The sequence below is a fragment of the Mesorhizobium sp. M0701 genome, assembly GCF_040320365.1.
Classification (GTDB): Bacteria; Pseudomonadota; Alphaproteobacteria; order Rhizobiales; family Rhizobiaceae; genus Mesorhizobium.
In genome coordinates, this window is the sequence record NZ_JAMYPO010000035.1 from 23500 (window position 1) to 47867 (window position 24368).

Annotated in this window: 23 protein-coding genes and 1 other RNA gene; 13 read left to right on the forward strand and 11 right to left on the reverse strand. The window is 62.2% G+C overall.

All coding sequences use genetic code 11. The annotated features are described in order from the left end of the window. The first annotated feature begins 149 nt into the window (after nt 1–149). Nucleotides 150–767 (forward strand): MOSC domain-containing protein, encoded by a 618-nt coding sequence (locus NKI24_RS26225; protein ID WP_352749574.1) that lies wholly within the window; start codon nt 150–152, stop codon nt 765–767. 550 nt (nt 768–1317) lie between these two features. Here NKI24_RS26225 and NKI24_RS26230 read toward each other — a convergent pair. Both NKI24_RS26230 and tsaA read right to left on the reverse strand, forming a co-directional pair. Then, nucleotides 1318–1629, reverse strand: coding sequence for a DUF2293 domain-containing protein (locus NKI24_RS26230; protein ID WP_352456194.1), 312 nt, complete (start codon nt 1627–1629; stop codon nt 1318–1320). After that, complete coding sequence (gene tsaA / locus NKI24_RS26235; RefSeq protein ID WP_352749578.1) at nt 1629–2147, reverse strand: tRNA (N6-threonylcarbamoyladenosine(37)-N6)-methyltransferase TrmO; 519 nt, start codon at nt 2145–2147, stop codon at nt 1629–1631. The genes NKI24_RS26230 and tsaA overlap by 1 nt, the downstream gene beginning before the upstream one ends. Nucleotides 2148–2289: 142 nt before the next feature. Between tsaA and NKI24_RS26240 the strand changes: the two genes are divergently transcribed. From NKI24_RS26240 to NKI24_RS26255, 4 genes are all read left to right on the forward strand, one after another. Beyond that, complete coding sequence (locus tag NKI24_RS26240; protein ID WP_023676796.1) at nt 2290–3312, forward strand: ArsR/SmtB family transcription factor; 1023 nt, start codon at nt 2290–2292, stop codon at nt 3310–3312. Next, entirely contained in the window at nt 3312–4229 is a 918-nt protein-coding gene (gene metF / locus NKI24_RS26245) for a methylenetetrahydrofolate reductase [NAD(P)H] (RefSeq protein ID WP_023676795.1), read from the forward strand. The genes NKI24_RS26240 and metF overlap by 1 nt, the downstream gene beginning before the upstream one ends. 582 nt (nt 4230–4811) lie before the next feature. Continuing rightward, nucleotides 4812–5249, forward strand: a complete 438-nt coding sequence (locus NKI24_RS26250; RefSeq protein ID WP_352749581.1) for an antitoxin Xre/MbcA/ParS toxin-binding domain-containing protein — start codon at nt 4812–4814, stop codon at nt 5247–5249. Further along, a complete protein-coding gene (locus NKI24_RS26255) occupies nt 5250–5939 on the forward strand; it encodes an RES family NAD+ phosphorylase (RefSeq protein WP_352749584.1) in 690 nt (229 codons plus the stop codon). 36 nt (nt 5940–5975) lie between these two features. Here NKI24_RS26255 and NKI24_RS26260 read toward each other — a convergent pair whose 3' ends face one another. After that, nucleotides 5976–6893: a DMT family transporter gene (locus NKI24_RS26260; RefSeq protein ID WP_352749587.1), complete on the reverse strand. Its 918-nt coding sequence runs from the start codon at nt 6891–6893 to the stop codon at nt 5976–5978. A gap of 225 nt (nt 6894–7118) precedes the next feature. Between NKI24_RS26260 and NKI24_RS26265 the strand changes: the two genes are divergently transcribed. Continuing rightward, a complete protein-coding gene (locus NKI24_RS26265; RefSeq protein ID WP_352749590.1) occupies nt 7119–8339 on the forward strand; it encodes an alanine racemase in 1221 nt (406 codons plus the stop codon). 126 nt (nt 8340–8465) lie between these two features. On the opposite strand, the gene NKI24_RS26270 is transcribed toward NKI24_RS26265, so the two are convergent. After that, nucleotides 8466–9197 (reverse strand): SDR family oxidoreductase, encoded by a 732-nt coding sequence (locus tag NKI24_RS26270; protein ID WP_352749593.1) that lies wholly within the window; start codon nt 9195–9197, stop codon nt 8466–8468. A 124-nt stretch (nt 9198–9321) separates the two neighbouring features. On the opposite strand from NKI24_RS26270, the gene NKI24_RS26275 reads away from it, so the two are divergent. Beyond that, nucleotides 9322–10215, forward strand: a complete 894-nt coding sequence (locus NKI24_RS26275) for a LysR family transcriptional regulator (RefSeq protein WP_352453135.1) — start codon at nt 9322–9324, stop codon at nt 10213–10215. A 138-nt stretch (nt 10216–10353) separates the two neighbouring features. Here the strand turns inward: NKI24_RS26275 and NKI24_RS26280 are convergent, their stop codons facing one another. Together NKI24_RS26280 and NKI24_RS26285 are read right to left on the reverse strand one after the other, a co-directional pair. Further along, on the reverse strand, nt 10354–11526 hold the full coding sequence (locus NKI24_RS26280; RefSeq protein WP_352749596.1) for a lytic murein transglycosylase: 1173 nt from the start codon (nt 11524–11526) through the stop codon (nt 10354–10356). 80 nt (nt 11527–11606) lie between these two features. Beyond that, nucleotides 11607–12404 carry a glycoside hydrolase family 25 protein gene (locus NKI24_RS26285; protein ID WP_352749599.1) on the reverse strand — a complete coding sequence of 266 codons (798 nt, stop codon included), beginning with the start codon at nt 12402–12404 and terminating at the stop codon, nt 11607–11609. Nucleotides 12405–12810: 406 nt separating this feature from the next. On the opposite strand from NKI24_RS26285, the gene NKI24_RS26290 reads away from it, so the two are divergent. Further along, entirely contained in the window at nt 12811–14190 is a 1380-nt protein-coding gene (locus tag NKI24_RS26290) for a serine hydrolase domain-containing protein (RefSeq protein ID WP_352749602.1), read from the forward strand. A gap of 24 nt (nt 14191–14214) precedes the next feature. Here the strand turns inward: NKI24_RS26290 and NKI24_RS26295 are convergent, their stop codons facing one another. From NKI24_RS26295 to NKI24_RS26315, 5 genes are all read right to left on the reverse strand, one after another. Then, on the reverse strand, nt 14215–14523 hold the full coding sequence (locus NKI24_RS26295) for a HigA family addiction module antitoxin (protein ID WP_352453138.1): 309 nt from the start codon (nt 14521–14523) through the stop codon (nt 14215–14217). A 12-nt stretch (nt 14524–14535) separates the two neighbouring features. Further along, complete coding sequence (locus NKI24_RS26300) at nt 14536–14832, reverse strand: type II toxin-antitoxin system RelE/ParE family toxin (protein ID WP_352749606.1); 297 nt, start codon at nt 14830–14832, stop codon at nt 14536–14538. 135 nt (nt 14833–14967) lie between these two features. Then, a complete protein-coding gene (locus tag NKI24_RS26305) occupies nt 14968–15633 on the reverse strand; it encodes a class I SAM-dependent methyltransferase (RefSeq protein WP_352453140.1) in 666 nt (221 codons plus the stop codon). After that, on the reverse strand, nt 15630–16877 hold the full coding sequence (locus tag NKI24_RS26310; protein ID WP_352453141.1) for a BtaA family protein: 1248 nt from the start codon (nt 16875–16877) through the stop codon (nt 15630–15632). The genes NKI24_RS26305 and NKI24_RS26310 overlap by 4 nt, the downstream gene beginning before the upstream one ends. An 82-nt stretch (nt 16878–16959) precedes the next feature. After that, complete coding sequence (locus tag NKI24_RS26315; protein WP_352749610.1) at nt 16960–20835, reverse strand: hydantoinase B/oxoprolinase family protein; 3876 nt, start codon at nt 20833–20835, stop codon at nt 16960–16962. 182 nt (nt 20836–21017) lie between these two features. Between NKI24_RS26315 and NKI24_RS26320 the strand changes: the two genes are divergently transcribed. The 5 genes from NKI24_RS26320 (at nt 21018) to rnpB (ending at nt 24298) form a co-directional block, all read left to right on the forward strand. Next, on the forward strand, nt 21018–21230 hold the full coding sequence (locus NKI24_RS26320; protein WP_352453143.1) for a hypothetical protein: 213 nt from the start codon (nt 21018–21020) through the stop codon (nt 21228–21230). 197 nt (nt 21231–21427) lie between these two features. Beyond that, nucleotides 21428–22147: a TerB family tellurite resistance protein gene (locus NKI24_RS26325; RefSeq protein ID WP_352749614.1), complete on the forward strand. Its 720-nt coding sequence runs from the start codon at nt 21428–21430 to the stop codon at nt 22145–22147. Beyond that, complete coding sequence (locus tag NKI24_RS26330) at nt 22144–22911, forward strand: N-acetylmuramoyl-L-alanine amidase (protein WP_352749617.1); 768 nt, start codon at nt 22144–22146, stop codon at nt 22909–22911. Before NKI24_RS26325 ends, NKI24_RS26330 begins: the two co-directional genes overlap by 4 nt. 185 nt (nt 22912–23096) lie before the next feature. Continuing rightward, nucleotides 23097–23840 carry a lytic transglycosylase domain-containing protein gene (locus NKI24_RS26335; RefSeq protein ID WP_352453146.1) on the forward strand — a complete coding sequence of 248 codons (744 nt, stop codon included), beginning with the start codon at nt 23097–23099 and terminating at the stop codon, nt 23838–23840. Nucleotides 23841–23899: 59 nt separating this feature from the next. Continuing rightward, nucleotides 23900–24298, forward strand: an RNA gene (gene rnpB / locus NKI24_RS26340) — RNase P RNA component class A. Nucleotides 24299–24368 lie beyond the last annotated feature (70 nt).

Sequence of the window (24368 nt, forward strand, 5' to 3'; positions counted from 1 at the left end):
CGACATGCATTAGCTCGGCGCGAACGGCACCAGCATCGGAGCGCGCCTGGCAAATCGCATCAGTCCGCTTGATCGGAGCATCAGCGCTTTCGACTGGACCTGATGAGCTGACCGCGGCTAATTGCGCGTATCACGCGAGGCACGAACCCATGCTGGACCTTTTTCCCGAAGCCGAAACTCCGGTCGAGATCGTCCCGTCGCGAAAACTCGCCGCGAGGGTGGCGGCGCTCTATCTCGCATCATTCGATCGTTTTGAGACACGAGCGATGGATACGCTGCAACTCGGTTTCGACGGCATTGAAGGCGATTTCCATGCCGGCACGACGCGGCGCTCCGGTGGGCGGGAACCCTGGTATCCGCGCGGCACCGAGATGCGCAACGAGCGGCAATTGTCGATCGTGGCTGCGGACGAACTGGCAATCGTTGCCGAACGGATGGGCATCGCCGAGATCAAGCCGGAATGGATCGGCGCCAATCTCCTGATCGAAGGCCTGCCGCACCTCTCGATGCTGCCATCCGGCACGCTGCTGTTCTTCAAAGGCGGGGCGACCGTCAAGGTCGACGCGCAGAACGGGCCTTGCCGGATCGCGGGCAGGTCGGTCGCCGAAAATGCCGGGATGGCCGACCAAGAGGCCGGTGCGCCGCTGTTCCCGAAAGCGGCGAAACGCTTGCGTGGGCTCGTCGCCTGGGTCGAGAAGCCCGGCACGATCGCGGCCGGCGAGGAGATTTCGGTGCGCGTGCCTGAGCAGTGGATTTACCGGGCCTAGTTGTTTTCCAGGCAAGGCGTAACTTGGGCTCCTCGCCCCCACGAAAGTGGGGGAGAGGTGGCCGCGAAGCGGCCGGAGAGGGGGCCTTCGTAGAGCGCGGTTCCCCCTCTCCGTCTCGGCTTCGCCGAGCCACCTCTCCCCCACTTTCGTGGGGCGAGGAACCCAAGCCTGGAATGAAGCCGCGATGCCAACCTGAAGCGATTTCCCTAAAACACAGCAACTTTGTTCTTGCTTTGTGCCGGCAGCTATGCTACTAATTTGGGTGTGGTGCTAATTGGCTCCAACGATCCGCCCTCCGAGGCGGTTTTTTTATTTCAGGCCTTGAAAGTTCCGATGTTGCCGACCTGAGGTCGGCGGGACAGCGCCCCCCTCTGTCCTGCCGGACATCTCCCCCTCAAGTGGGGAGATTGGCAGCTTCGGGGACCGTGCCTTTCCTGCATCCTTCGAAAATTGGCGAAGCGACGATGACGGCCAATCTCCCCTTGAGGGGGAGATGTCCGGCAGGACCGAGGGGGGCGCCGTAGAACTCGACGCGTGAGCCTGCCATTCTCTACGCCTCATCCTCATCGTCGAGCAGACGGGTGGCGCGCCAGCGGGTGAGCACATTGTTGGTCTGTTCGATGACGAAGAAGCGCGCGGAATCGCGGTCATAGCCTTCGGCCAGCAGCTTTTCGTAGTCGGTGTGGGCGTGGCGGATGTGGGCTATTGTCGCCAGCCACACGGCAATGCTCGGCGGCAAGGTCTTCATATGCACGGCGCCGGCATCGGCACGGATCTTCTCCATGTCGGCATAGGGCGCCAGCGGCAGCAGCGCTGTCAGCGCCTTGGCGATAGCGCGGCGGCGGCCGGTCGGCGCGCTCATCACTCCACCGGCCCTGGCTCGTCCCGCCCAGCGATGGTCGCATCGGCAAAGGCATCAGTCGAGGCGAAATAAGGCTTGATGTCGATGACCGGCGTGCCGTCGAGCACGTCGATGGCATCGAGATCGACGCGGCCGGTGTTGATGTCGACGGCAACCAGCTTTGCGACATGCAGCCCAATTGGGTTCGGCCGGGCAGGGGAGCGCAGCGAAAAGACGCCTTTCGGTTCAGCCGCATGGCGGGGTTTCTGGACAATCAGTTGCCGCGGCGCATGGTGCAGCCAGGACAGGACGATCACGTGGCTGGCGCGTTCCAGCCCAAGCAGGCCGTCCCGATAGAGCGGATCGATGACCAAGTGCGCCGGCTGTTCCGTCTCCCGCGCGGCCTTCATGTTTTTGGGGCAAGCCTCCCGCGTGATCCAAGGCGAAGCGATGCGGCCGATGAAGACGACATGGCCATCCGGCGGCATCGTTGCCGGGTCGGTTTCCAGGAGCTTTTCGCCGCTGCGCGTCTCGAACATGGGTCTCGCCCCGATCATGCGTCCGTTTTTGCGCGATCCGCCACGCATGCGTCATTTTCTTGTCCGGAAGCGACATAGCGCTTGCAAGCCTATCCAAACCGACATAAACATATGTTTATATCTTTTCAAAGAGAATGCTCGCATGCATGTCGCTCTCGACACGATGGTAGATACATTGAAGGCGGCGGCCGAATCCAGCCGGCTGCGCATATTGGCGCTGCTGTCGCGCGGCGATCTGACCGTGTCCGATCTCACCGAAATCCTTGGCCAGTCGCAGCCGCGCGTCTCGCGCCATTTGAAATTGCTGCTGGAGGCCGGGCTGATCGGCCGCTACCAGGAGGGCTCGTGGGCGTTCTTCCGGCTATCGGATTCCGACGCGTCGCGCGATTTCGTGCTCAGGCTGGTCTCCGGCATCCGCGGCGCCGATCCGCAGGTCGAGCGTGATCTCGAACGGCTGGCCGCAGTCAAGCGCAAGCGGCAGGACCGGGCTGCCGAATATTTCTCGGTAAACGCCGCAAGCTGGGACCATATCCGCTCGCTGCATGTGCCGGATCGCGCGGTCGAAGCAGCTCTCATCAAGCTCGTCGGCAAGCGGCCGTTCCAGTCGATGCTCGATCTCGGCACCGGCACCGGACGGCTGCTCGAGATCTTTTCGCCGCTCTATCGGCGCGGTGTCGGCATCGACATGTCGCGCGAGATGCTGACGGTGGCGCGCGCCAATCTCGACAAGGCCGGCGTTTCGAATGCGCAAGTGCGCCAGGGCGACATTTTTGCGCCACCGGTCGAACGCGACGCCTTCGATCTCGTTACTATCCATCAGGTGCTGCACTATCTCGACGATCCCGCCCGCGCCATCCGCGAGGCGGCGCGTCTGTTGCGCCCGGCCGGCCGGCTGGTGATCGTCGATTTCGCGCCGCACGCGCTGGAGTTCTTGCGCGAGGAGCACGCGCATATGCGTCTCGGCTTTTCCGACCGGCAGATTGGCGACTGGTTTTCCGAGGCCGGCCTCGACCTCGAGGACAGCCAGGAATTCGAGCCGCGCGGCGGCAACGAGGCCAAGCTCACCGTCAAACTCTGGCTCGGCCGCGATCGGCGCATGCTGATTGCCGAGCCTTCCAACGACAGACAACCGGCCAATGCGTATCCGATAGGGGAAACCGCCTGATGAACCAGTTCCGCTTCTCCCGCCGCCCCGACATCGGCGACAAGGTCAGGGTTTCGTTCGAGTTCTTTCCGCCGAAAAACGATGAGATGGAAGCAAGGCTGTGGGACACGGTCACCCGGCTTGAGCCGCTCAAGCCGAAATTCGTCTCGGTCACCTATGGCGCCGGTGGTTCGACCCGCGAGCGGACGGCCCGCACCGTCAAGCGCATCCTCAATGAAACGACGCTGACGCCGGCGGCGCACATGACTTGTGTCGACGCGGCGCGCCACGAGGTCGATGCGGTGATCCGGGAGTTCGCCGATATGGGCGTCAAGCGTTTCGTCGCCCTGCGCGGCGATCCGGCCGAGGGCGTCGGCGCGGCTTACCGGCCGCATCCAGAAGGCTATGCCAATGGCGCCGAACTGGTTGATGCGCTGAAGGGCGCCGGCGATTTCGACATATCGGTCTCGGCCTATCCGGAAAAACATCCGGAGAGTCCGGATTTCGCCACCGATTTCGACATGCTGAAGCGCAAGGCCGACAATGGGGCGACGCGGGCGATCACCCAGTTCTTCTTCGACAACGATCTCTATGAGCGCTATGTCGAGCGGGCACGGCGGGCCGGCATCTACATACCGATCGTGCCGGGCATATTGCCGGTGCACAATTTCACCCAGGTCGCCAACTTCTCGGCGCGGTGCGGCGCCTTGGTGCCGGCATGGCTGGCCGAGCGTTTCGATGGGCTGCAGAACGATCCGCAAACGCATGCGCTGGTGGCATCTGCCGTGGCCGCCGAGCAGGTGCTGGACCTTGTCGAGCGCGGCGTCGGCGATTTCCACTTCTACACGATGAACCGGGCCGATCTGGTCTTCGCCATCTGCCACATGATCGGCATCAGGTCGCACGAAGTCGAGGCGGCGGGATCCGCCGCGGCGTAAGGCGGCAAGCTCCTTTTTGAAATATCAAAGATCGGGGACATGCAAAAGGCCGGGCAAAATGCCCGGCCTTTTCAATGGTTTGGAGTATTCGGTGCTGGTCTTCCCCCGCTCAGCGGCCTTATGGAAGGACGCCCATAATGAGGGCGCCAATGAATGCAAACGCAGCACAAATCATCAATGCGTTGATCGGCCTCGTCAGTCCCATGTCATAGCCTCCTCTTAAAGAGCTATGGCGAGAGTCTAGGGTCATTTGTGCCACAGGCAAGCAGAAACTTTGCTGCAATGCGACGAGATTGTGGAATTTGCGACCTGCCGTTTGCCGTTAGGCATTGAAACTCTTTATCAAAAGCCGGCTCGGGACCTGTGAATAATTTGTGGCAAAGCCGGGGCAGTAACGAGAATGGCAGCGCTACCGCGGCAGAAATCGGAATCGATTTTCGGGACGACTGAAGATTCGACGCGTCGAAGCGTCCTTTGCGCATCCAACCGGATGCTGCACGCTATAGGAATGCGGTGGGCAATAGCCGGACTTGAATTTCTGCCAATTGGCAGTATATTGCCTGCCAAGTGATGGAGGTCGGAATGAGTGTCGCTTATGCGGTTCGCGATCCTGCAAATCAGGCTTTGCCGGCAAATCTGGCGGATGCCTCGGCACGGGCGCGGATCACGCCAGCTGCTGTTGCCGGCATCGTCAGGCTCGCAGACATCTGGCATCTGACCAGCACCGAGATCTGTACCTTGATCGGCGACGTGTCGGAGAGAACCTGGTTCCGCATGAAGAAAGGCGAGTGGGAGGGCGTTCTCTCCCAGGATTCGCTGACACGCATCAGCGCCCTGATCGGCATCTTCAAGGGACTGCGGCTTCTGTTCTCCGAAGCGCTTGCCGATGAATGGGTGCGGTTGCCGAACAAAGGGCCTCTCTATGGTGGCCGGCGCCCCCTGGACGTAATGATCGAGGGCGGCATTCCGAAGCTGCTGCAGGTTCGCCAACATATCGATGCTTTGCGCGGTGGACTTTGAATGCAGATTCCGCCGCGCGCTGACATTTCCCAGCGCGATACGATCCGGCTCATTTCGACAGGCAGGCTCAAGGAACCGGTCCTGATGCCGTTGGCCAGGAATCATGGAGATTTGGAGGACCTTGCGGAACTCGAAGGAGCCACCAGCGGCCGTCTTCAGGCGCAGCAAGGGGGATTGCCAGACCTCGATCCGCGCGAACTGGTTTTCGGGAGGCCGGGCTACACCTTCGTCAATGCGGCGTTCGCTTACACCCGTCCGGGCGGCAATCGTTTCAACGATGATGCCAGGGGCGTCTGGTACTGTGGGTTCGATGCCGAAACCGCGCTCGGCGAGGTCTCGTTTCATCTGACGCGCGAGCTTGCCGCGATCGAACGGTTCGAAAATGTCACCGACTACGCGGAGCTCGTTGCCGACTTCATAGGCTCGTTTCACGATCTGCGCGGTGCTGAGTTCAGCAAGGAGCCGGTGCTCGATCCGGATACTGTCTTAGCCTATCCTGCCGGTCAGGCGCTGGCGAAGCAACTCCGCAAGCAAGACGCCGCGAGCGGCTTTGTCTATCCTTCCGTGAGACATGTCGGCGGGACCTGCCTTGCCGCCTTCCTTCCCGATCTCGTTCAGAATCTCCGGCAAGGCGGTATCTGGCGTCTGGAATGGCAGGGTTCATCTGTTCCCGCGATCACACCCATATAGCGCACGATCGGGAGCGACAACTTCGCTGCGCTATCTCTAATGCCGCCCGAACAGGCGACCGTCGATGGTGACGAGGCCGAGCGCGATCAGCGCCATGCCGCCGAGTTCGAACAGTTCGAGCCGCTCGCCCAGGAACAGGAAACCGAGCAGGATGGCACTGGCCGGCACGATGAGCGTGACCAGCGAGGCGTTGGTGGCGCCAGCCGAGGCGACGAGATTGAAATAGAGGATGTAGGCGAAGGCCGTCGACAGCAGAGCCAGTGCCAGCACCGCCGCCCAGACCGGCGGCGAGGCCGAAAACAGATTGGCGGCATCATAGGTGAACAGAACGACCGGGATCATAATGATGGTCGAGCAGGTCAATTGGCCGGTGGCAATGACCGGTGACGGCACACCCTTGAAGCGGCGGGCGATCATCAGCGCAACCGCATAGGACAGCGATGCTCCGATGAGCGCGAATTTCGCCCAGACCGGACCGCCGAGCCCGGCGACGAGGCCGGGGCCGATCATCACCGCCGTTCCCGCGATACCGAGGGCGATGCCGGCAAGCTTGTTCCACGACAGCTTTTCGTCGCTGGTCAGCGCGTTGGCGAGGATCAGCGTCCAGAACGGCGTCGTCGAATTGAGCACCGAGGCGACACCGGCGCCAAGCTCGGTCTGGCCGGCAAAGATCAGCGAGAAAGGGATGACATTGTTGGCGAGCGCCAGCAGGAAGAACAGGCCGGCATGCGGCAAGGCGAGGCGAAACGACGGGCCACGGACCGCAAGATAGAGCTGCAACGCGATCGCAGCTATGGTGACGCGGAACAGCACCAGCACCAGCGGCGGAAGTTCCCCTACCGCAATACGGGCAAAGAAGAACGAGCCGCCCCAGATGGCGCCGAGCAGCATAAGCTGCGCCCAGTCCTTGAGCACCATCGGACCGCGCATCGTGGTGGTGGCAGCTATCGCCATTGGTCGTCCTCCCAGACGAGATGCCTTGCTCTTCAGGCGTCTGTTCACGCCATACCCGATCCGGCCGCAAGGGCCACCCGAAACCTGAGCGATGGCCTAGCTCCCTCATAACCGGGGTGCAGCACCGGCGTAGCGCCGCGAAGCCAGGGCGGCGAGACATAGAATTGTTTTCATTAGCCGCTAGCTTGGATTAATTGTGCGCAGCCTCAGTCAAGGGATTCGTCCATGAAGCGATTCGAAAATGCCCGCGAGGCAGCGCTGGCGCTTCGCCCGGACGATCCGATCTATTGCTTCCGCCCGCAGGTGCTGAAGGCGGACGCCAAACAGTTCATGGGCATGTTTCCCGGCAAGACCGCCTATGCGGTCAAGACCAATGGCGAGCAGATCGTGCTCAACGCCTTGGTCGAGGCCGGCGTCGGTGCCTTCGATGTGGCCTCGCCCGGCGAATTCGCTGCCGTGCGCGCCGTCTCGCCCGACGCCGAGATGCTCTACATGCACCCGGTGAAGGCGCAGTCGGACATCAGGCTGGCGCTGGAAAAATACGCCATCCGCGTCATTTCGCTCGACCATGAGGACGAGATCACCAAGCTGACCAGGGTGGTGCGGGCGCTCGACATCGATCCGGGCGCCATCACCGTGTTCGTGCGCATCCAGACGAAAGGCTCGGCGGCCTACGAACTGTCGAAGAAGTTCGGCGCCGGACCGGCCAATGCGGTCGAACTGGCCGAACGGCTGAACCGGACGGGCTACAAGGTCGGGCTGTGCTTTCACGTCGGCAGCCAGATAGAGGATCCCGACACCTACGAGCGGGCGCTTGCCTCCGCCGACTGGGTGCGCAACCGCGTCGGTTTCGACATCGCCGGGCTCGATGTCGGCGGCGGCTTTCCGGCCGAATACGGTCATGATCCGAACAGCCGCAAGCCGGAAATGCCGTCGCTCGGCCAGATCATGTCGCGGTTGTCGGGCGACCTCCAGGAGTACCAGTTCGACCAGATGCCGCTGGTGGCCGAGCCGGGCCGGGTGATCGTGGCGCGCTGCTTGTCGCTGATCGTGCGCGTGCTGCTGCGCAAGGGCAAAAGGCTCTACATCAATGACGGCATCTGGGCGTCGCTGTCGGATTCATGGACCGGCAAGATCACGCTGCCGGCACGCTTCATCCCCGATCCGGCGATCCGCTCGCGCAATGGCGAGGACAAGACCATCGTGCCGTTCAAGGTCTGCGGCGCGACCTGCGATTCCGTCGATATATTGTCGCGGCCGTTCTGGCTGCCCGAAACCGTCGATACCGGCGATTGGATCGAGATCGGCCATATCGGCGCCTATTCGCTGTCGCTCCGAACACGGTTCAACGGCTTCTATCCCGACACTTTCGTCGAGGTGGCGACGCCATTCGACGAAGGCGATGCGCCGCAGGGGTTCGCCAGCCTGGAGACGATGGCGGATTAGTGAATGGTGGAATAGTGAATAGTGAATAGTGAATAGAAGTAGTTCTTGCGTTCCGTCCCGCTCCCGTGAATCGTCACCATTCACCATTCACCATTCACCATTCACTATTCACTATTCACCATTCAGTCAGGCCACGCCACCGCCAGCCTGGATGTTCTCGCCGGTTAGCCAGCGAGCTTCATTGGAAGCCAGGAAAACCGCGACATCGGCGACGTCGCGCGGCGCTCCGATCCGGTCGAAGGGCGACATGCCGGCGGCCACGGCCCGGTCCCGTTCGGGGAGCAGGTCGGTGTCGGTGAAGCCTGGCGACAGCGCATTCACGGTAACGGAGCGCGGGCCGAGTTCGCGCGAGAGGACGCGGACGAACTGCTCGACGGCTCCCTTGCTGCCGAGATAGAGCGCCGTGTGCGTGAAGAACATCCTGGTTCCGCCGGTGGAGACGGCAATGATGCGGCCACCGTCGCGAACGCGGCGCGCCGCTTCCTGAAGCGTGAAGAAGGTGCCCTTGGCATTGGCGCCGAACACGTGATCGAAGTCCGCTTCGGTGGCCTCGACGAGCGGCTTTATGACAGCGACGCCGACATTGGCGACGACGATGTCAATCGGCCCCATCTGCCGTTCGGTTTCGTCGAACAGCCTGCGAATGTCGGGGATGCTGGAGACGTCCGCCTGGATGGCGACGGCTTTTCCGCCAATCCCTTCAATGGCGGCAACCACTTCCCTGGCTGCTTTCTCGTTGCCGACATAGTTGACGACCATGGCAGCACCCTTGGCCGCGAGCCCCTCGGCGATGGCGCGCCCGATGCCACGCGAGCTGCCGGTCACAAGTGCGGTTTTGCCTTCGAGTGGACGATGCATGGCTGTTCCTTCCGTCTGATTACGGCCGCCTCGATCGAGCGGGCGTTCCAGGGAAAGCTATGGGCATGCTATTGCTCAGAGAATAGCCTATTATCTTACTGACTTGTTAAGGCTGGGGTACATAATGCGCGGAACCGAGTTTTCCGAACTCACGGCATTTGCAGCAATCATCGAAGAGGGCAGCTTCGTCCGCGCCGCGGCCAAACTCAGGATTTCGCCTCCAGCACTCAGCCAGACGATACGTGGGCTGGAAGAGCGTCTCGGTGTCCGCCTGCTCAACCGCACCACGCGCAGCATGTCGCCGACGGCTGAGGGCGAGAAGCTGTTTGCCCGCATCGCACCGGCGTTCAGCGAACTGGAAGGGGCCGTCGCCGACGCGCATGCATCACGCGGCCGGCCGGCAGGCTCGCTGCGCATCAATGTTCCGCGCATTGCCGCCACGCGTTTCATCGCGCCGATCCTCGGCGATTTCCGCCGGGCCTATCCCGATATCGCCCTCACAATCATTGTCGACGACATGCTCACCGACATCGTCGAGGGCCGCTTCGATGCCGGAATCAGATTGGGTGAGCGGCTGCACAAGGACATGGTGGCGGTAAAACTCAGTGACGAACTGGAGATGGCCGCAGTGGCCGCGCCGAGCTACCTGGAGCATCGCCCGATACCCCGTCACCCGGCGGATCTGCATCAGCACCAGTGCATCAATTTCCAGTGGCCCAGCGGCGGCAATCTCTACCGCTGGGAGTTCGCCCGGGGCCAACGTGCCCTGGAAGTGGCTGTCAGCGGCGGCTTGACGGTCAATGACACGGAACTGATGATCGGGGCGGTTCTGGATGGGGTCGGCGTGGCGTACATGCTGGAATATCAGGTCCGGCCATGGATCGAAGCGGGAAAGCTAATCCGTTTTCTCGAAGCCTGGTCGCCGAGATTTCCGGGTTTTTACCTATACCACGCGAGCTCCCGCCAGGTTCCCGCGCCGTTGCGAGCGTTCATCGATTTCCTGCTTGCGAGGCGGTGAATAGTGAATAGTGAATAGTGAATAGTAGTAACCTCTGGTGCTCAGTGCGGCTCCGGTGCTATTCCTTTTCACCATTCACCATTCACCATTCACCATTCACCATTCACCATTCACCATTCACCATTCACCATTCACCATTCACAGTCTCGCCAGCAGCTCCGGAGTCGGCCAGCCGTCGACCGGCAGGCCCAGCCGCTTCTGCTCCTTGCGGATCGCTTCGCGGGTGTTGGTGCCCAGTATGCCGTCGACGGTGCCGACGTCATAGCCTTTCGCCTCGAGCTTGGTCTGCAGCGCCTTCATCTGGTCGCCGTTGAGGCCGGGTTCGGGGTTGCGCGGATCGAATCGCGGCGCGCCCCCCAGCCGGGCGGCAAGATTTGCCGCGGTCAGGGCATAGGTGAAGGACTGGTTCCACTCGAGATAGACATCGAAATTGTCGTAGGTCAGGAAGGCTGGCCCCTTGCGACCCATGGGCAGCGCCAGGCCGGCCTTCAGGCCGTTGTCGAGAAGCGGCGTACCGTCGGGCCTGGTAACGCCCCACTGGCTCCATTGCGTCAACGGCAGCTTGTTGGTGCGTCCCGTCTGCTCCCACGGCAAATCGTCGGGCACACGGACTTCCTCGATCCAGGGCTGGTCGCGCTTCCAGCCGCGCGACTGGATCTTGCTGGCCGTGCTCATGATCACGTCCGGCGCGCTGCCGCGCAGGTCGACCAAGCCATCGCCGTCGCCGTCGACGCCGTGGCCGAGATAGTCGGAAGGCAACATCTGCGTCTGGCCGATCTCGCCGGCCCAGGCACCGGTCACGTCGGCCGGCACCACGCCGCGATCGATCAACATCAGCAGCGGCACGATCTGCGGCCGGAACAACTGCGGACGGCGGCAGTCATGCGAGAGGCTCACCAGCGCGTTCAGCGTATGAAAATCGCCCTGCACGGCGCCAAAATCGGTCTCCAGGGCCCAGAAAGCGGCGATGACCGGCGCCTGCACGCCGTATTCGCGATCGGCGCGGACAAAGACCTCGGCAAATTTTTGCAGATTGGCCGCACCTTGCTTCAGCCGATGCGACGAGATCATGCGGTTCGAGAATTCGATGAAAGTCTGGGTGAAGACCCCCTGGGCACGGTCGCGTGCCAGCGCCTTTTCATCGAGGGTGGCGTTTTCCAGCGCAGAAAGGCCGGCAGCGCCGACGCCGGCCGCCCTGGCCTCCGCCGCCACGCCCTGCTTCCATGCCTCGAAATCGCCGCCGCATTGCTGTGCCGCGGCCGGCACGGCGCTCAGGAGCAGCGCCGCGAGAAGTCCAAAGCGCGATCGCATCGCCATCCTTCCGAGAAGATTACCAGCGGTTGCGGGCATCCGTCATTGGCTGTGTCGAAAAGCAGGCGGCAGGCCTGGTGTCAACGGGTGTTCTGCCGCAACCACTTCTTCCACGCGGCTTCGGAGCCGTTGAAGACGCTGATGTCGGCGTTTCCGGTCATGCCCGGCACGACGCCCGTTCCGGTATACTGCCAGAAGGTGAAGGGATGGCTGCCGTATTTCTGGCGCGGGTGCCCGGCGACGGAGCGCAGCCAGTAGGGGTAATTGCGGAAGCCCGATAAACCGTTATCTTCGAAGAAATCGACAGACGTGTAGATGATCGGCTTCTTGCCGTAGTATTTTTCGACGATTTCGAGGAACGTGCTCATCTCGCTGCGTACCGTGGCGGGATCGGGCCGCAGCTTGCAGGTCGGCGATTTCGGGTTCCATTCCATGTCGAGAACCGGCGGCATCGCCGAACCGTCTTTGGGCACGTTCTGGATGAACCAGCGCGCCTGGGTAGCGGCCGGCGTGCAAAAGTAGAAAAAATGATAGGCGGCACGGGGGATGCCCGAGGCCCTGGTGCGGCTCCAATGCTCGTTGAAAGCTTCATCGAAACGGTCTCCGCCTTCGGTTGCCTTGATAAAGGCGAAGGAGATACCGCTGGCCCTGGCCGCCGGCCAGTCGATCGATGTCTGGTATTTGGAGACGTCGGTGCCGTGGACGGCATAGCTCCACGGTGCGCCGCTGTCCCATTCATGCGGGTCGGAATCGGCAAAACGCGGCGCGCGTACCGCAACCGTCGGGGCGCTGGACGACGACAGCGATGGCGTCAGATCCTCGACCGTCGAGCAGGCGCCAAGCAGCATCAGCGTGATGAGGACCGCGAAACGGCGCATCGCTACTTCCCGAGCCGGTTTCAGCCGGCCGCTGATGGGTCTTTCCGCGGGTGGCCCCTCGACCGGGCGCGGCGCGTTTGAAACTGACTTACGCGACGCGCCTGGATCTTCGTTTCATGCATTCCCAAACCGTTACGCAGTTTTGGGACGCATGCATTCAAGCCCCGCCGGACGGTCACCCCACAGGATCGCCCGGTCTGTCCTAAGCGCGTCGCTTCGACGCGCTTAGCTCTTTTGTCTATGCATGTCGTTGTCCCAAAACCGCTGCGCACTTCTGGGCGACATGCACCTGTGATCGCCGATCATGGTTGATATTCGGTTGACGGCGCTCGACAAGAGCCGCGATTTTGCCGAAACAATGGCGGCAAATCGATGACATAGATCGAGCGCGCCCGGGGGAACTCAAATGCAGATCCTTTTGAAGTTCGTCAAATGGCTGCTCGGCTTGGCTGTGCTGGCCGCCGCGATACTCGCCGGCTGGCTGTATTTCGCGCCGCCGGAACTGATCCGCGTCGGTTCCGGCTATGCCGCCAAGATCGTCTGCTCGAACGTCTTCATCGCCGGGCGAGACGCTAACGACGTGCTCGCCGTCGATGTGCAGGCGCCGGGTCATCCGCTGCTGAAGCTGATGAGAGTGTCGGTGGACAAGGAGAAGGGAACGGTTTCGGCGGGCCTGTTCGGCGCGCCCGGCAAAAGTGTCGCGGTCGCCCGCGAGGGGCTCGGCTGCGCCTCGGTTCCCGACGGCGATATTGCCGCCGCCAAGGCTGTCGCCGGAGCTGCACCGACGCCGGCGCCGCTGCCCGATCTGATCTGGCCGGAGGGCGACAAAGCCGATGCCTCGCAGGATCCCGAGGTCGCGAAAGTCCTCGACGATCCAGCAATGACCGGCGCCGGCATGCGGGCGGTCGTGGTGATCAAGAACGGCCGCATCGTCGCTGAGCGTTATGGCGACGGCTTTTCCGAAAAGACGCCGCTATTGGGCTGGTCAATGACCAAGACCGTAAATGCGGCGATCGTCGGCACGCTGGTGAAGGAGGGCAAGCTGGCGATGACCAACCAGGGTCTGTTCGGTCCCTGGAAGGGAGATGGCCGCGCCGTGATCAGCCTCGCCGACATGATGGCGATGTCGAGCGGGCTGGAATTCAACGAGGATTATGGCGACGTCGCCGACGTAACGCGCATGCTCTATCTCGAACCGGACATGGCGGGCTTTGCCGGATCCAAGCCGCTGACCGGCGAGATCGGCAAGGTGTTTTCCTATTCGAGCGGCACGGCGGTGATGCTGTCCAGGCTGTGGCAGGACGCAATCGGCGACAAGGACAAGGCACTGGCGTGGCCGAGGACCGCGCTGTTCGATCCGCTCGGCATGCAGAGCGCTGTGCTTGAGGCCGACGAGCACGGCACCTTCGTCGGCTCGTCCTATCTCTATGCCACGGCACGCGACTGGGCGCGCTTCGGCCAGTTCCTGCTGCAGGGCGGCGTCTGGAACGGCCAGGAGATGCTGCCCGCCGGCTTCGTCGACTGGATGCGGGAACCGGCAACTGCCTCGAAAGTCTACGGCAAGGGGCAATTATGGATAGAAGGACCGGGCGACGAAGAAAACCCCGGCGCCGGCACTGCCGCCGGCGTGCCCAAGGACACCTATTGGATGGAGGGGCATGATGGGCAAACGGTTGCCATCATCCCCTCAGAGCAGCTGGTTGTGGTGCGGCTCGGGCTGACGCCGGCCAGGCTCGGCTACCGGCCGCAGGCGATGGTGGCGGCGCTGATCAAGGCGCTGCACTGAGGAATGCGGCGGTCGCAGTCTTGTCTATGCGGCTGTCGCCAAAGGCTTGGCGCGATCAACACGCGCCCGCTCGTCGGGTGAATTCATAACCGTCCAAAGATCGTTACGGCGCTGGACGTTCAACCAGAAATCCGGGCTGTTGCCAAACACCCGCGCCAGAATGAGCGCGGTAGCCGCCGTCACGTTGCGGCGGCCGTTGCACAATTCGTTCACATGCTTGCGCTGGACGCTCATAGCTTCGGCCAAAGCCGCCTGTGTCAGGCCGAGTGGTTGCATGAATTCTTCCGTAAGAATTTCGCCAACCGTTGCTGGCTTGCGTGCGGTCATCAACATGTCTCACCTCACTTATATATAGCTGTGGTCGTCGAGATAGATGTCCGACGCCTCGCCCCGGCCCCCGTCCCAGCGGAAGACCAGCCGCCATTGTTTGTTGACACGGATCGAATGGAAACCTTCGAGATTGCCGCGCAACTTCTCGAAACGGTTGCTGGGCGGCACACGCAAATCCTGATCGATCGCCGCGTCGTCAATCATCTGGAGCTTGCGGAACAAGCGGCTTTCGAGATCGGACGGAATATTGCGGGAATGGGTGTCGTCCATGAAGAAAGCCCGCAGCCATCCATCTCTAAATCCGATGATCATCCCATGCTTCCGGCGAGGAGATAATGTACCACTCCTTGGGTTACATGGCAATGTGTGATTTAGCCAATTAACTGATTTCAGCCACGGCCCCCATTTAGGATTGGAGCCCCAAAACCTTCCACGCCAAAATTGATATTAGATGGCGATCTTGATCACGGCGAGCCAGCTGTAGCCGCGATAAAGTGTTCTGAATCGAAGGCATGCACCAACTCTCGCAGATTCCGATTCCAGAACGTCGCGCAGGGCTTCACGCGGCTGGACATGGAATTTTCTCAACCAGCCGCGCAGCAGCGTGCGGAACCAGCCGGGCAGGGCCTCCTGCTGGCCGAAATCGACGACGTGCAGCGAGCCGCCCGGTGACAGGGCAGCAAGAGCCGCGAACACTGTCTTCTCCCAGCCGGGAATCATCGACAGCGAATACGAGACAAAAATGCGGTCGAAACTTTTGACGCCGAACAGTGCTTTCGCGTCGAAATCCGTGGCGTCGCCGCGCGCCAGCGTGACGCGGCCGGAGAGGCCTTCGCGCGCGAGGGCGGCAGTGGCCGTCTCCAGCATCTCGGCCGAAATATCGAGGCCGAAGAAGCGCGCGGCGGGATAGCGGCGGGCTGCGAGGATGATGTTGCGGCCGGTGCCGCAGCCGAGCTCGAGCACGGTGCCGCCGGCCGGCACATCCAGTCCGGCGATAAGCCGGTCGCGGCCGAGCAGATAGTATTTGCGGGTCAGGTCGTAGATATGACGCTGCCAGCGGTAGACGCCGTCCATCAGCTCGGCATGGCTGGCCGGCAAGTCGGTCGTGCTCATGCGGACCGCTTCACATAGAGATGGAAGCCGCCATAGATGGCCGAGCGGTCGCGCGCCGAAAACTCGCGCGAGGCGTCGTTCTCGTAGCGCCACTGGTCGAGCAGCGAATTCGAGACGCGGCCGGGCAGCAGACTGGGTTCAGCGGCGGTGCGGAAGATGACGCGGGCGCCGGTGGAGGCGGTTCGGGTGATCTCGGCCCACAACCCGTTGAGCTGGTGGTCGGTCATCCAGTCCTGTGCATCGAGCAGCACGAAGCGATCCATCGAGCCGGCATCCTTGCCGGCAAGGAACTCGATCAGATTGGCGTGGTGGATGGCAACGCGATCGAGATTGTTGCGGATCGTCTTGTAGTTGCGCTTTTCGAGATAGGCGGGCAGGGCGGCCTCGCCCGGATTAGGGTAGCGGCGGGCGAAAGCCTGCCAGGCGAAATAATTGGTCTTCAGCGGAAAGTCGCAGGCGAGCTTTTCCAGTCGTGCCTTCAGCACGCTGGCCATGGTGCCGTCACCCGAGGTGATCAGCGAATCGTACTGGGCCGGCGGAATGCCGAGGCCGAACAGCGAAGCCTTTCGCGATGTCGCCCATTTCAGCAGCGGTTTTTCGAAGACCGGCGCCAGCTCTTCGTCGAAGAAGCGGCGCTGATCGGCGATGCTCTTAGCGTCCATGATGCCGGCCGGGTCGACGCCGAAGAATTTTGCGGTGCGATGGCCCATCGCAATGAACAGGCCAAGCAGGCCGGTCTGGTAGAAATTGCGGTCGAAGACGGCGATGCGGCGACGGCCGCGCCAGTTGCGGCGCTCCCAATAATGGCGGCTGACCGGGTCGAGATGCGGTGCGATGAAGCGATCGTAGGCCTGTGAATTGTGCCCGGTCTCAGCCGCGCCGAAGAAACGGAACAGGTCGCCCTGCGACGGCAGGTGACGGACGGCTTCGAGCTTCATCCGGTTCAGCGCGATATGGGCAGCGTTGAGGTCGACGGCATCGATCCTTTCCGGCGAGCGGGTGAGATAGGCAAGGATGTTACAGCCGCCGGAGGCAATGGTGACGATGCGGTGGCCCGTCCCGAGCTGCATCGCGTCCATGTCGATTTCGGGGTCTTCCCAGATCTGCGGATAGACGAGGCCGGAGAACAGGAAGGCGAACAGGCGCTCGGAGATGCCGGCTTTCGACAGCGGGCGGTTCTGGTAGACGGCCTTGCCGACTTCCTTGCCGCGGCGAAAAACCAGTTCTCCAGAAATGTCCGTCATGGCAAGGCGATTCCCCGTTTGCTTTGCCGCAAGCGGGTAGCGCAGGGTGATGACAGGCCAGTGACAGCCTGTTGACGCGAGTTCAGGCCTTGCCAAATCCACCTGGGGTCGGCGTCGTCACGATGACCGCCTCGCCGGCGTCGAGGATGGTCTGATCGCAGGCTTTCAGCGTCTCGATCGCGCCGGTCTTGCGGCGGACCTTGGTCGAACCGGCCTCGCCATCGCCGCCTCCGTCCAGTCCCCGCGGTGGGCGGTTGCGATGCGAGGACAGGATCGCGCATTCCATTTTTTCGAGGAAGCGGATGGTGCGCCTAGTGCCGTCGCCGGCATTCCATTTGCCTTCGCCGCCGGAGCCTTCGCGGATATGAAAATCCTCGAGCAATACCGGGAAACGCAGTTCCAGCACTTCCGGATCGGTCAGGCGCGAATTGGTCATATGGGTGTGGACGCCGGAGGTGCCGGCAAAACCGCGGCCGTCGTTCATCCGGCCAGCCGGCGAGCCCGAGCAGATCGTCTCGTAATACTGGTACTGCTTGTTGCCGAAGGTGAGATTGTTCATCGTGCCTTGCGCATTGGCCATCGCGCCCATGGCGCCGAACAGCGCGTTGGTGACGTGCTGCGAGGTCTCGACATTACCGGCGACGACTGCCGCGGGATAGGCGGGCTTCAGCATCGAGCCGTCGGGAATGATGATGTTGATCGGCCGCAGACATCCGGCATTCATCGGAATGTTGTCTTCGACCATGACGCGGAAGGCATAAAGCACAGCGGCTCGGGCGACTGGCTCTGGCGCATTGAAATTGTTCTTCATCACCGGCGACGTTCCGGTGAAGTCGACCGTCGCTTCGCGCTTCCGCCGGTCGACCCATATCTTCACCTTGATCATTTGGCCGGTGTCGGTCGGATATTCGTATTCGGAACTGTCGGGCAGCCGCTCCAGAACGCGGCGCACGCTTTCGGCGGCATTGTCCTGGACATGGCCCATATAGGCTTCGACCACATCGAGGCCGAAATGCGCGACCATCTTGCGCAGCTCGGCGACGCCCTTTTCGTTCGCGGCGATCTGCGCCTTGAGGTCGGCGATGTTCTGGTGCGGATTGCGCGCCGGGTAGGGGTGGTTGGTGAGCAGCGTCTCCAGGTCCTTCTCGCGGAACCGGCCGCGATCGACGATGCGGAAATTATCGAACAGCACGCCTTCCTCGTCGACGGTTGTGGCAAGCGGCGTCATCGAGCCGGGCGCGGTGCCGCCGATGTCGGCATGATGGCCACGCGAGGCGACGTAGAAGAGGATCTCCTCCCCCCTCGAGGGGGAGGTGGCGGCGAAGCCGCCGGAGGGGGTCGTTGCGGCAGTGCTCGACGCACTTGTGGTGCCTTCTGCGAGGACCCCACCCGGCCGCTTCGCGGCCACCCTCCCCTCAAGGGGGAGGGAAAACACCGGTGTCACCACTGTGATATCAGGCAGATGGGTGCCGCCATTGTAAGGCGCATTCAGCGCAAAGACGTCGCCGGGGTGAACGTCGCCGGAATTGAGCCGGATGATGGTCTCCACCGAGCGGTCCATCGAGCCGAGATGCACCGGCATATGCGGTGCATTGGCGACCAGCGCGCCATCCCGGTCGAAAACCGCGCAGGAGAAATCGAGCCGTTCCTTGATGTTGACCGAGTAGGCGGTGTTTTGCAGTGTCACGCCCATCTGCTCGGCGATCGACATGAACAGGTTGTTGAAGACCTCCAGCATCACCGGATCGGCTTCGGTGCCGAGTGCGGCCTGTCGGCGCTTCTTCTCGACGCGCCGCATCAATACGTGGTCCTTGGCGGTGATCTCGGCCTGCCAGCCCGGCTCGACGATAATGGTCTGGTTCGGCTCGATGATCAAAGCAGGGCCGGCGATCTTGTTACCAGGCTTCAGCGTTTCGCGAGGGAAGATGCCGGCGTCGCGCCAGACGCCGTCGACAAAGATTTTCCGGTTCCCGGAAGGACTTGCGGCCATGTCTTCAACAACTGAATCACTTTCGTCACGGCCGGTGCCGCCGGTATCGGTACCCTCGACGCCGACCGATTCGACGATCATCGGCTTGTCGTCGTAGACGAAACCGAACTGCGCCTTGTGCGCCAGTTCGAAGTCCGCCTTGGCCTGCGCAATCGAGCCGTGCCCGAAGTTCACAGGCAGCGCGGTATCGGTGCCGTCGTAGCGGATCTGCAGCACCGGTCTCGAGGCGACCGCGTCTTGGCTGATGCCTTGCGCGGCGAGTTCGTCGATGACGGCTTTGCGCAGCGTTGCGATGAGTTCATCGATCGCTGGCCTGGAATTGTCCGCCAGCGGCTTCAGCAGCGCCTGCTGGCGCGACGCAAATACAGAGGATAGGCCGATGCCGTATGCCGAGAGCAGGCCTGAGAAGGGATGGATCAGCACCGCCTCCATGCCGAGCCCATCGGCGACCAGGCAAGCGTGCTGGCCGCCGGCGCCGCCGAAGCAGTTCAGGAGGTATTCGGTGACATCGTAGCCGCGCTGCACCGAAATCTTCTTGATGGCGTTGGCCATGTTTTCGACGGCAATGGTGATGAACCCTTCGGCGACGGTTTCCGGCGAGCGGCCGTCGCCGATCTCGGCCGCAAGTGCGGTGAATTTTTCGCGAACCGTCTGGACGTCGAGCGGTTCGTCCTGGCCCGGTCCAAAAATAGCCGGGAAGGACTCGGGCTGCAGCTTGCCCAGCATGACATTGGCGTCAGTGACGGCCAACGGGCCGCCGCGCCTATACGCGGCCGGGCCGGGATTGGCGCCGGCCGAATCCGGCCCGGCGCGAAAGCGGCCGGCCTCGTAATGGAGGATCGAGCCGCCGCCTGCAGCAACGGTGTGAATGCGCATCATCGGCGCGCGGATGCGCACGCCGGCGACCTCGGTGTCGAAGGCGCGCTCGTAGTCACCATCATAATGGGCGACATCGGTGGAGGTGCCGCCCATGTCGAAGCCTATGACTTTGCCGAAACCGGCGAGTTTTGCCGTCTCAACCATGCCGACGACACCGCCGGCCGGGCCGGACAACAGCGCGTCCTTGCCCTGGAACATGTCGGCGGCGGTGAGGCCGCCCGACGACATCATGAACATGAGGCGAGGGCTTTCCCTCCCCCTTGAGGGGAGGGTGGCGGCGAAGCCGCCGGGTGGGGTCGGCTCGACTGGGTTCGACACTCTGGCGGGGCCTTCTGAGATGACCCCCTCTGGCTGCTGCGCAGCCATCTCCCCCACAAGGGAGGAGATTGGCGCGGCACCCAGTTCCGCCGCAACCCTTTGCACATACCTTGCCAGGATCGGCGACAGGTAGGCGTCGACCACCGTGGTGTCGCCACGGCCGACCAGCTTGATCAGAGGCGAGACCTCGTGACTGACCGAGACCTGCGAGAATCCGAGCTTTCGACAGACTTTGGCGACCGCCTTTTCGTGCTCGGGATGTTTCCAGGCATGCATGAAGACGATCGCGACCGCATCGATGCCATCCGCCTTGGCTTGCTCAATAGCCGGGCGTACCGAAGCAATGTCGAGCAGGCGCTCGACACTGCCGTCGGCGCGAACCCTTTCGTCGATCTCGACGACACGCTCATAGAGCTGTTCGGGAAGGATGATCTGCTTGGCAAAGATATCGGGCCTGGCCTGATAGGCAATCCTCAGCGCATCGCGGAAGCCTTTGGTGATGAGCAGCAGCACACGGTCGCCCTTGCGCTCGAGAAGGGCATTGGTGGCAACCGTGGTGCCCATCTTGACATCGCCGATCAGAGCGGAGGGGATTGGAGCGCCGGGTTGGACGCCGAGCAAATCGCGAATGCCCTGGATGGCAGCGTCGGCATAGGCTTCGGGATTTTCCGAAAGGAGTTTCCTTGGATGCAGCCCGCCTTGCGGGTCACGGCCGATGACATCGGTGAAGGTGCCGCCACGGTCGATCCAGAAATCCCATTTTGCAGTCACTGCGGCGGCTCCCGGGATTTTTCCCTGTTCGATCTGTTAGCTCGCGAGGCCCTGACCGGCAATCGTCAAATGATTGGAATATGTTACAGGCAGAAATGCAACGTTACGAAACTCATGCGCAGCTTACGCATTGTGTCCTCGACCGCCGCCGGTAACGGAGGCGTGATTAGAGGAGAGATATCATGAAGAAACTCATTCTTGCGTCGGTGTCGGCGCTTGCGTTGCTTGGCCTTGCCGCCTGCAGCAACAGCGGCACCGACAACACCACGACGCAGAGCACCAACCCGCCGGCATCCGACCAGACGATGAAGCCGGCTGCTCCTGACGCCAACAAGCCTGCCGAGCCGGCTCCGGCTCCGGCTCCGGCGCCCGCGCCGGCTGCTCCGGCTCAGTAGTCAATGTGACAACCAAGGAAAGGCTGGCCTCACAGGCCGGCCTTTCTGCTGCTTACGATACCAGCGCCTGGCGGCCGAGTGCGACGACGTGAGCGCTGGCGCCAGCCGCCTCAGGCATTGCGCCAAATCGATTGGGCCAGCCCCTGCGGCACTGTCTTGGCTTGATAGCGATGGGTGGTTGGCCCTATGAAGCCCCCATGTCGATTTGGGACCGCCTTGGCGACTTCGTCACACGCGTTTCATCTTCAGCGTCGTCAGGCGTCGCCGAAGTGGTCGAGGCCGTGCGCACGGTTTTCTCCGGCGATGCCGATCTGCGCCGGCGCGTCGCCTTCTCGGTGGCGATGATCGCCCTGTCGGCCAAGATGGCCAAGGCAGACGGCATCGTCACGCAAGACGAGGTGCGCGCCTTCCAGGAAATATTCGAGGTGCCGAAGGAACAGAGGCGCAATGTGGCGCGGCTCTACGATTTGGCCAAACGCGATATTGCCGGTTTCGAGACCTATGCCGAGCGGATGGCGCAGCTTTGCGGTTCGGGCCATTCGAACTGCCTGATGCTCGAGGACATACTCGACGGGCTGTTCCACATCGCCAAGGCCGACGGGCTGGTGCATGAGCGCGAGGGCCAATTCCTGCATCGCATCGCCGAGATATTCCGCATCGATGAGGCGCATTACCAGAGCATCCTGGCCCGGCATGTCGATCTGGGTGCCGCCGATCCCTATGTTGTGCTCGGCATCGAGCGTGGCAAGCCGTTCGAGGAGGTCCGCAGGCGCTACCGCAAGCTGGTCTCCGACAATCATCCGGACCGGCTGATCGCAAGCGGCCTGCCGCAGGAATTCATCAAGATCGCGACGACCAGGCTGGCGGCGATCAACGCGGCCTATGAAATGATCGAGCGAGGCCTGCGGCACGCATGAGCGGCTTTCCGCCCGATGAGCCGAGCGCCGAGGTCAGGGTATCGCCGAATTTCGGACCACGGCGCGGGACGCTCGGACCCGATATGATCGTGCTGCACTACACCGGCATGGCTACCGGCGCCGGTGCCGAGGCATGGTTGTGCGATCCGGCAAGCGAGGTCTCGTCGCACTACCTGGTCCATGAGGACGGCCGCTTTGTTCAGATGGTAAGGGAAAGCGACCGCGCCTGGCATGCCGGTAAGAGCTCGTGGTTCGGACAGAGCGACATCAACTCCTGTTCGATCGGCATCGAGATCGTCAATCCGGGGCATACGCTCGGCTATCGCAACTTTCCAAAACCGCAGATCGACGCGGTGATCGGCCTGTGCGCCGGCATCGTCGAGCGCCATTCCATTCCGGCGCAGCGGGTGCTTGCCCATTCCGACGTGGCACCGGGGCGAAAGGTCGATCCAGGCGAGAAATTTCCATGGAAGGCCTTATTTGCCGCCGGTATCGGCCATGTTGTGCCAGCAGCACCGATCCGGCGCGGCGCCGTGCTGAAGCCAGGCGATACCGGCGCCGAGGTAGAGGCGCTGCAGTCGATGCTGGCGCTCTATGGTTATGGCGTCGAGATCACCAGCACTTTCGACCGGCAGACCGAAATCGTGGTCGAGGCGTTTCAGCGGCATTTCCGGCAGCGCCTGGTCGATGGCATGGCTGACGGATCGACGATCCGCACGCTGGAAAGGCTGCTCGCTTCCGTAAGGATAGCCTCTCTCAAATAATCTTTTGCCAGCTTAAAAGTTACAATCTGTTACTCAAAGTGACTTGCGTCGCCTTCTTTGGCGCCAATTCCGTCGTCAAAGGCGATCCGTACAGATTGTCGGACGTCTATCCCCCCAGATGTTCCGATGTTGATTGAGGGTATCTGCGCGAAGTTCTTTGTGCAGATCAAACAGAACAGGATCACATGCAGAAATTGACCGTTTTAACGGCAGCCATTGCTGCCGGTGTAATGACTTTTGCCTTCAGTGCGGCGAACAGCGCACCGCTGAGCCAGCGGGCCGATCAGGGCTTCAGTGCCGCAGCCGGCAAAACCGCCGTGCCGAAGGGTGGTGCAAAAGTAGAGAAGACCGCCACCGCAAAAGTGGAAAAAGCGGCCGCGGTAAGGACGAAAAAGCCAGTCTCCGCGAAAAGGCCAACCGCTGCGAGAAAGACAATCGCCAAACTGCATGTGAAGCGTAACCGCAAAAGCATCGACCGCATGGCAACGGCGTCAGTCGCTCCGACGAGCAGGCCAGCGCCCCAGGCGGCGGTTGTCGGCGGCAGCGGACAGTATTCGGCGATCATTGCGCGTTATGCCGCCAGCTATGGCGTCCCGGTATCGCTCGCCAACGCCGTCATCAAGATCGAAAGCAACTACCAGCCGAACCAGGTCGGCAGCGCCGGCGAGATCGGCCTGATGCAGATCAAGCCGGCGACGGCAAGGATGATGGGCTATAGCGGTTCGGTTCAGGGTCTCTACGATCCCGATACCAACATCAAATACGGCATGAAGTACCTTGCCATGGCGCGGGATCTCGGCGGCGGCACGACCTGCGGCACGATCCTGAAATACAATGCCGGCCACGCCGCCACACGGATGAACCCGGTGTCCGCAGCCTATTGCGGCAAGGTCAAGGTGCAGCTGGCAGCACTTGGAGCGCCCGCCTGACAAGCGACAACTTGCTTTTTCGTTTGCGTTTTCGGGCCTGAACCCCTTTATACGCCTTGCCAGCTGGCCGGGCGGCCGCACCCGCGAAGCCGAAAGGCTGCGGGTGAGGAAAGTCCGGGCTCCATGGAGACACGGTGCCGGTTAATGACCGGCGGGGGCGACCCCAGGGAAAGTGCCACAGAAAGCAAACCGCCACGATCCAATCGTGGCAAGGGTGAAAGGGTGGGGTAAGAGCCCACCGCGCGACTGGCAACAGGAGCGGCACGGTAAACCCCACCGGGAGCAAGACCGAATAGGGGCGGTGCGAGGGGAAACCCTCGAGGGCTGTTTCCGGCTCACCGTCCGGGTAGGTTGCGTGAGGCGCATGGCAACATGCGCCCAAGATGAATGGCCGCCACGTTCTCGCCCCGTAAGGGGCGAGGGCCATACAGAACCCGGCTTACAGGCCAGCTGGCAGTTTTCCCCGATAAAAGGAAATCTCCTGATATCAGCAGGTGCGTCTTCGGGCGCAGCCGTTGATTCACTTTT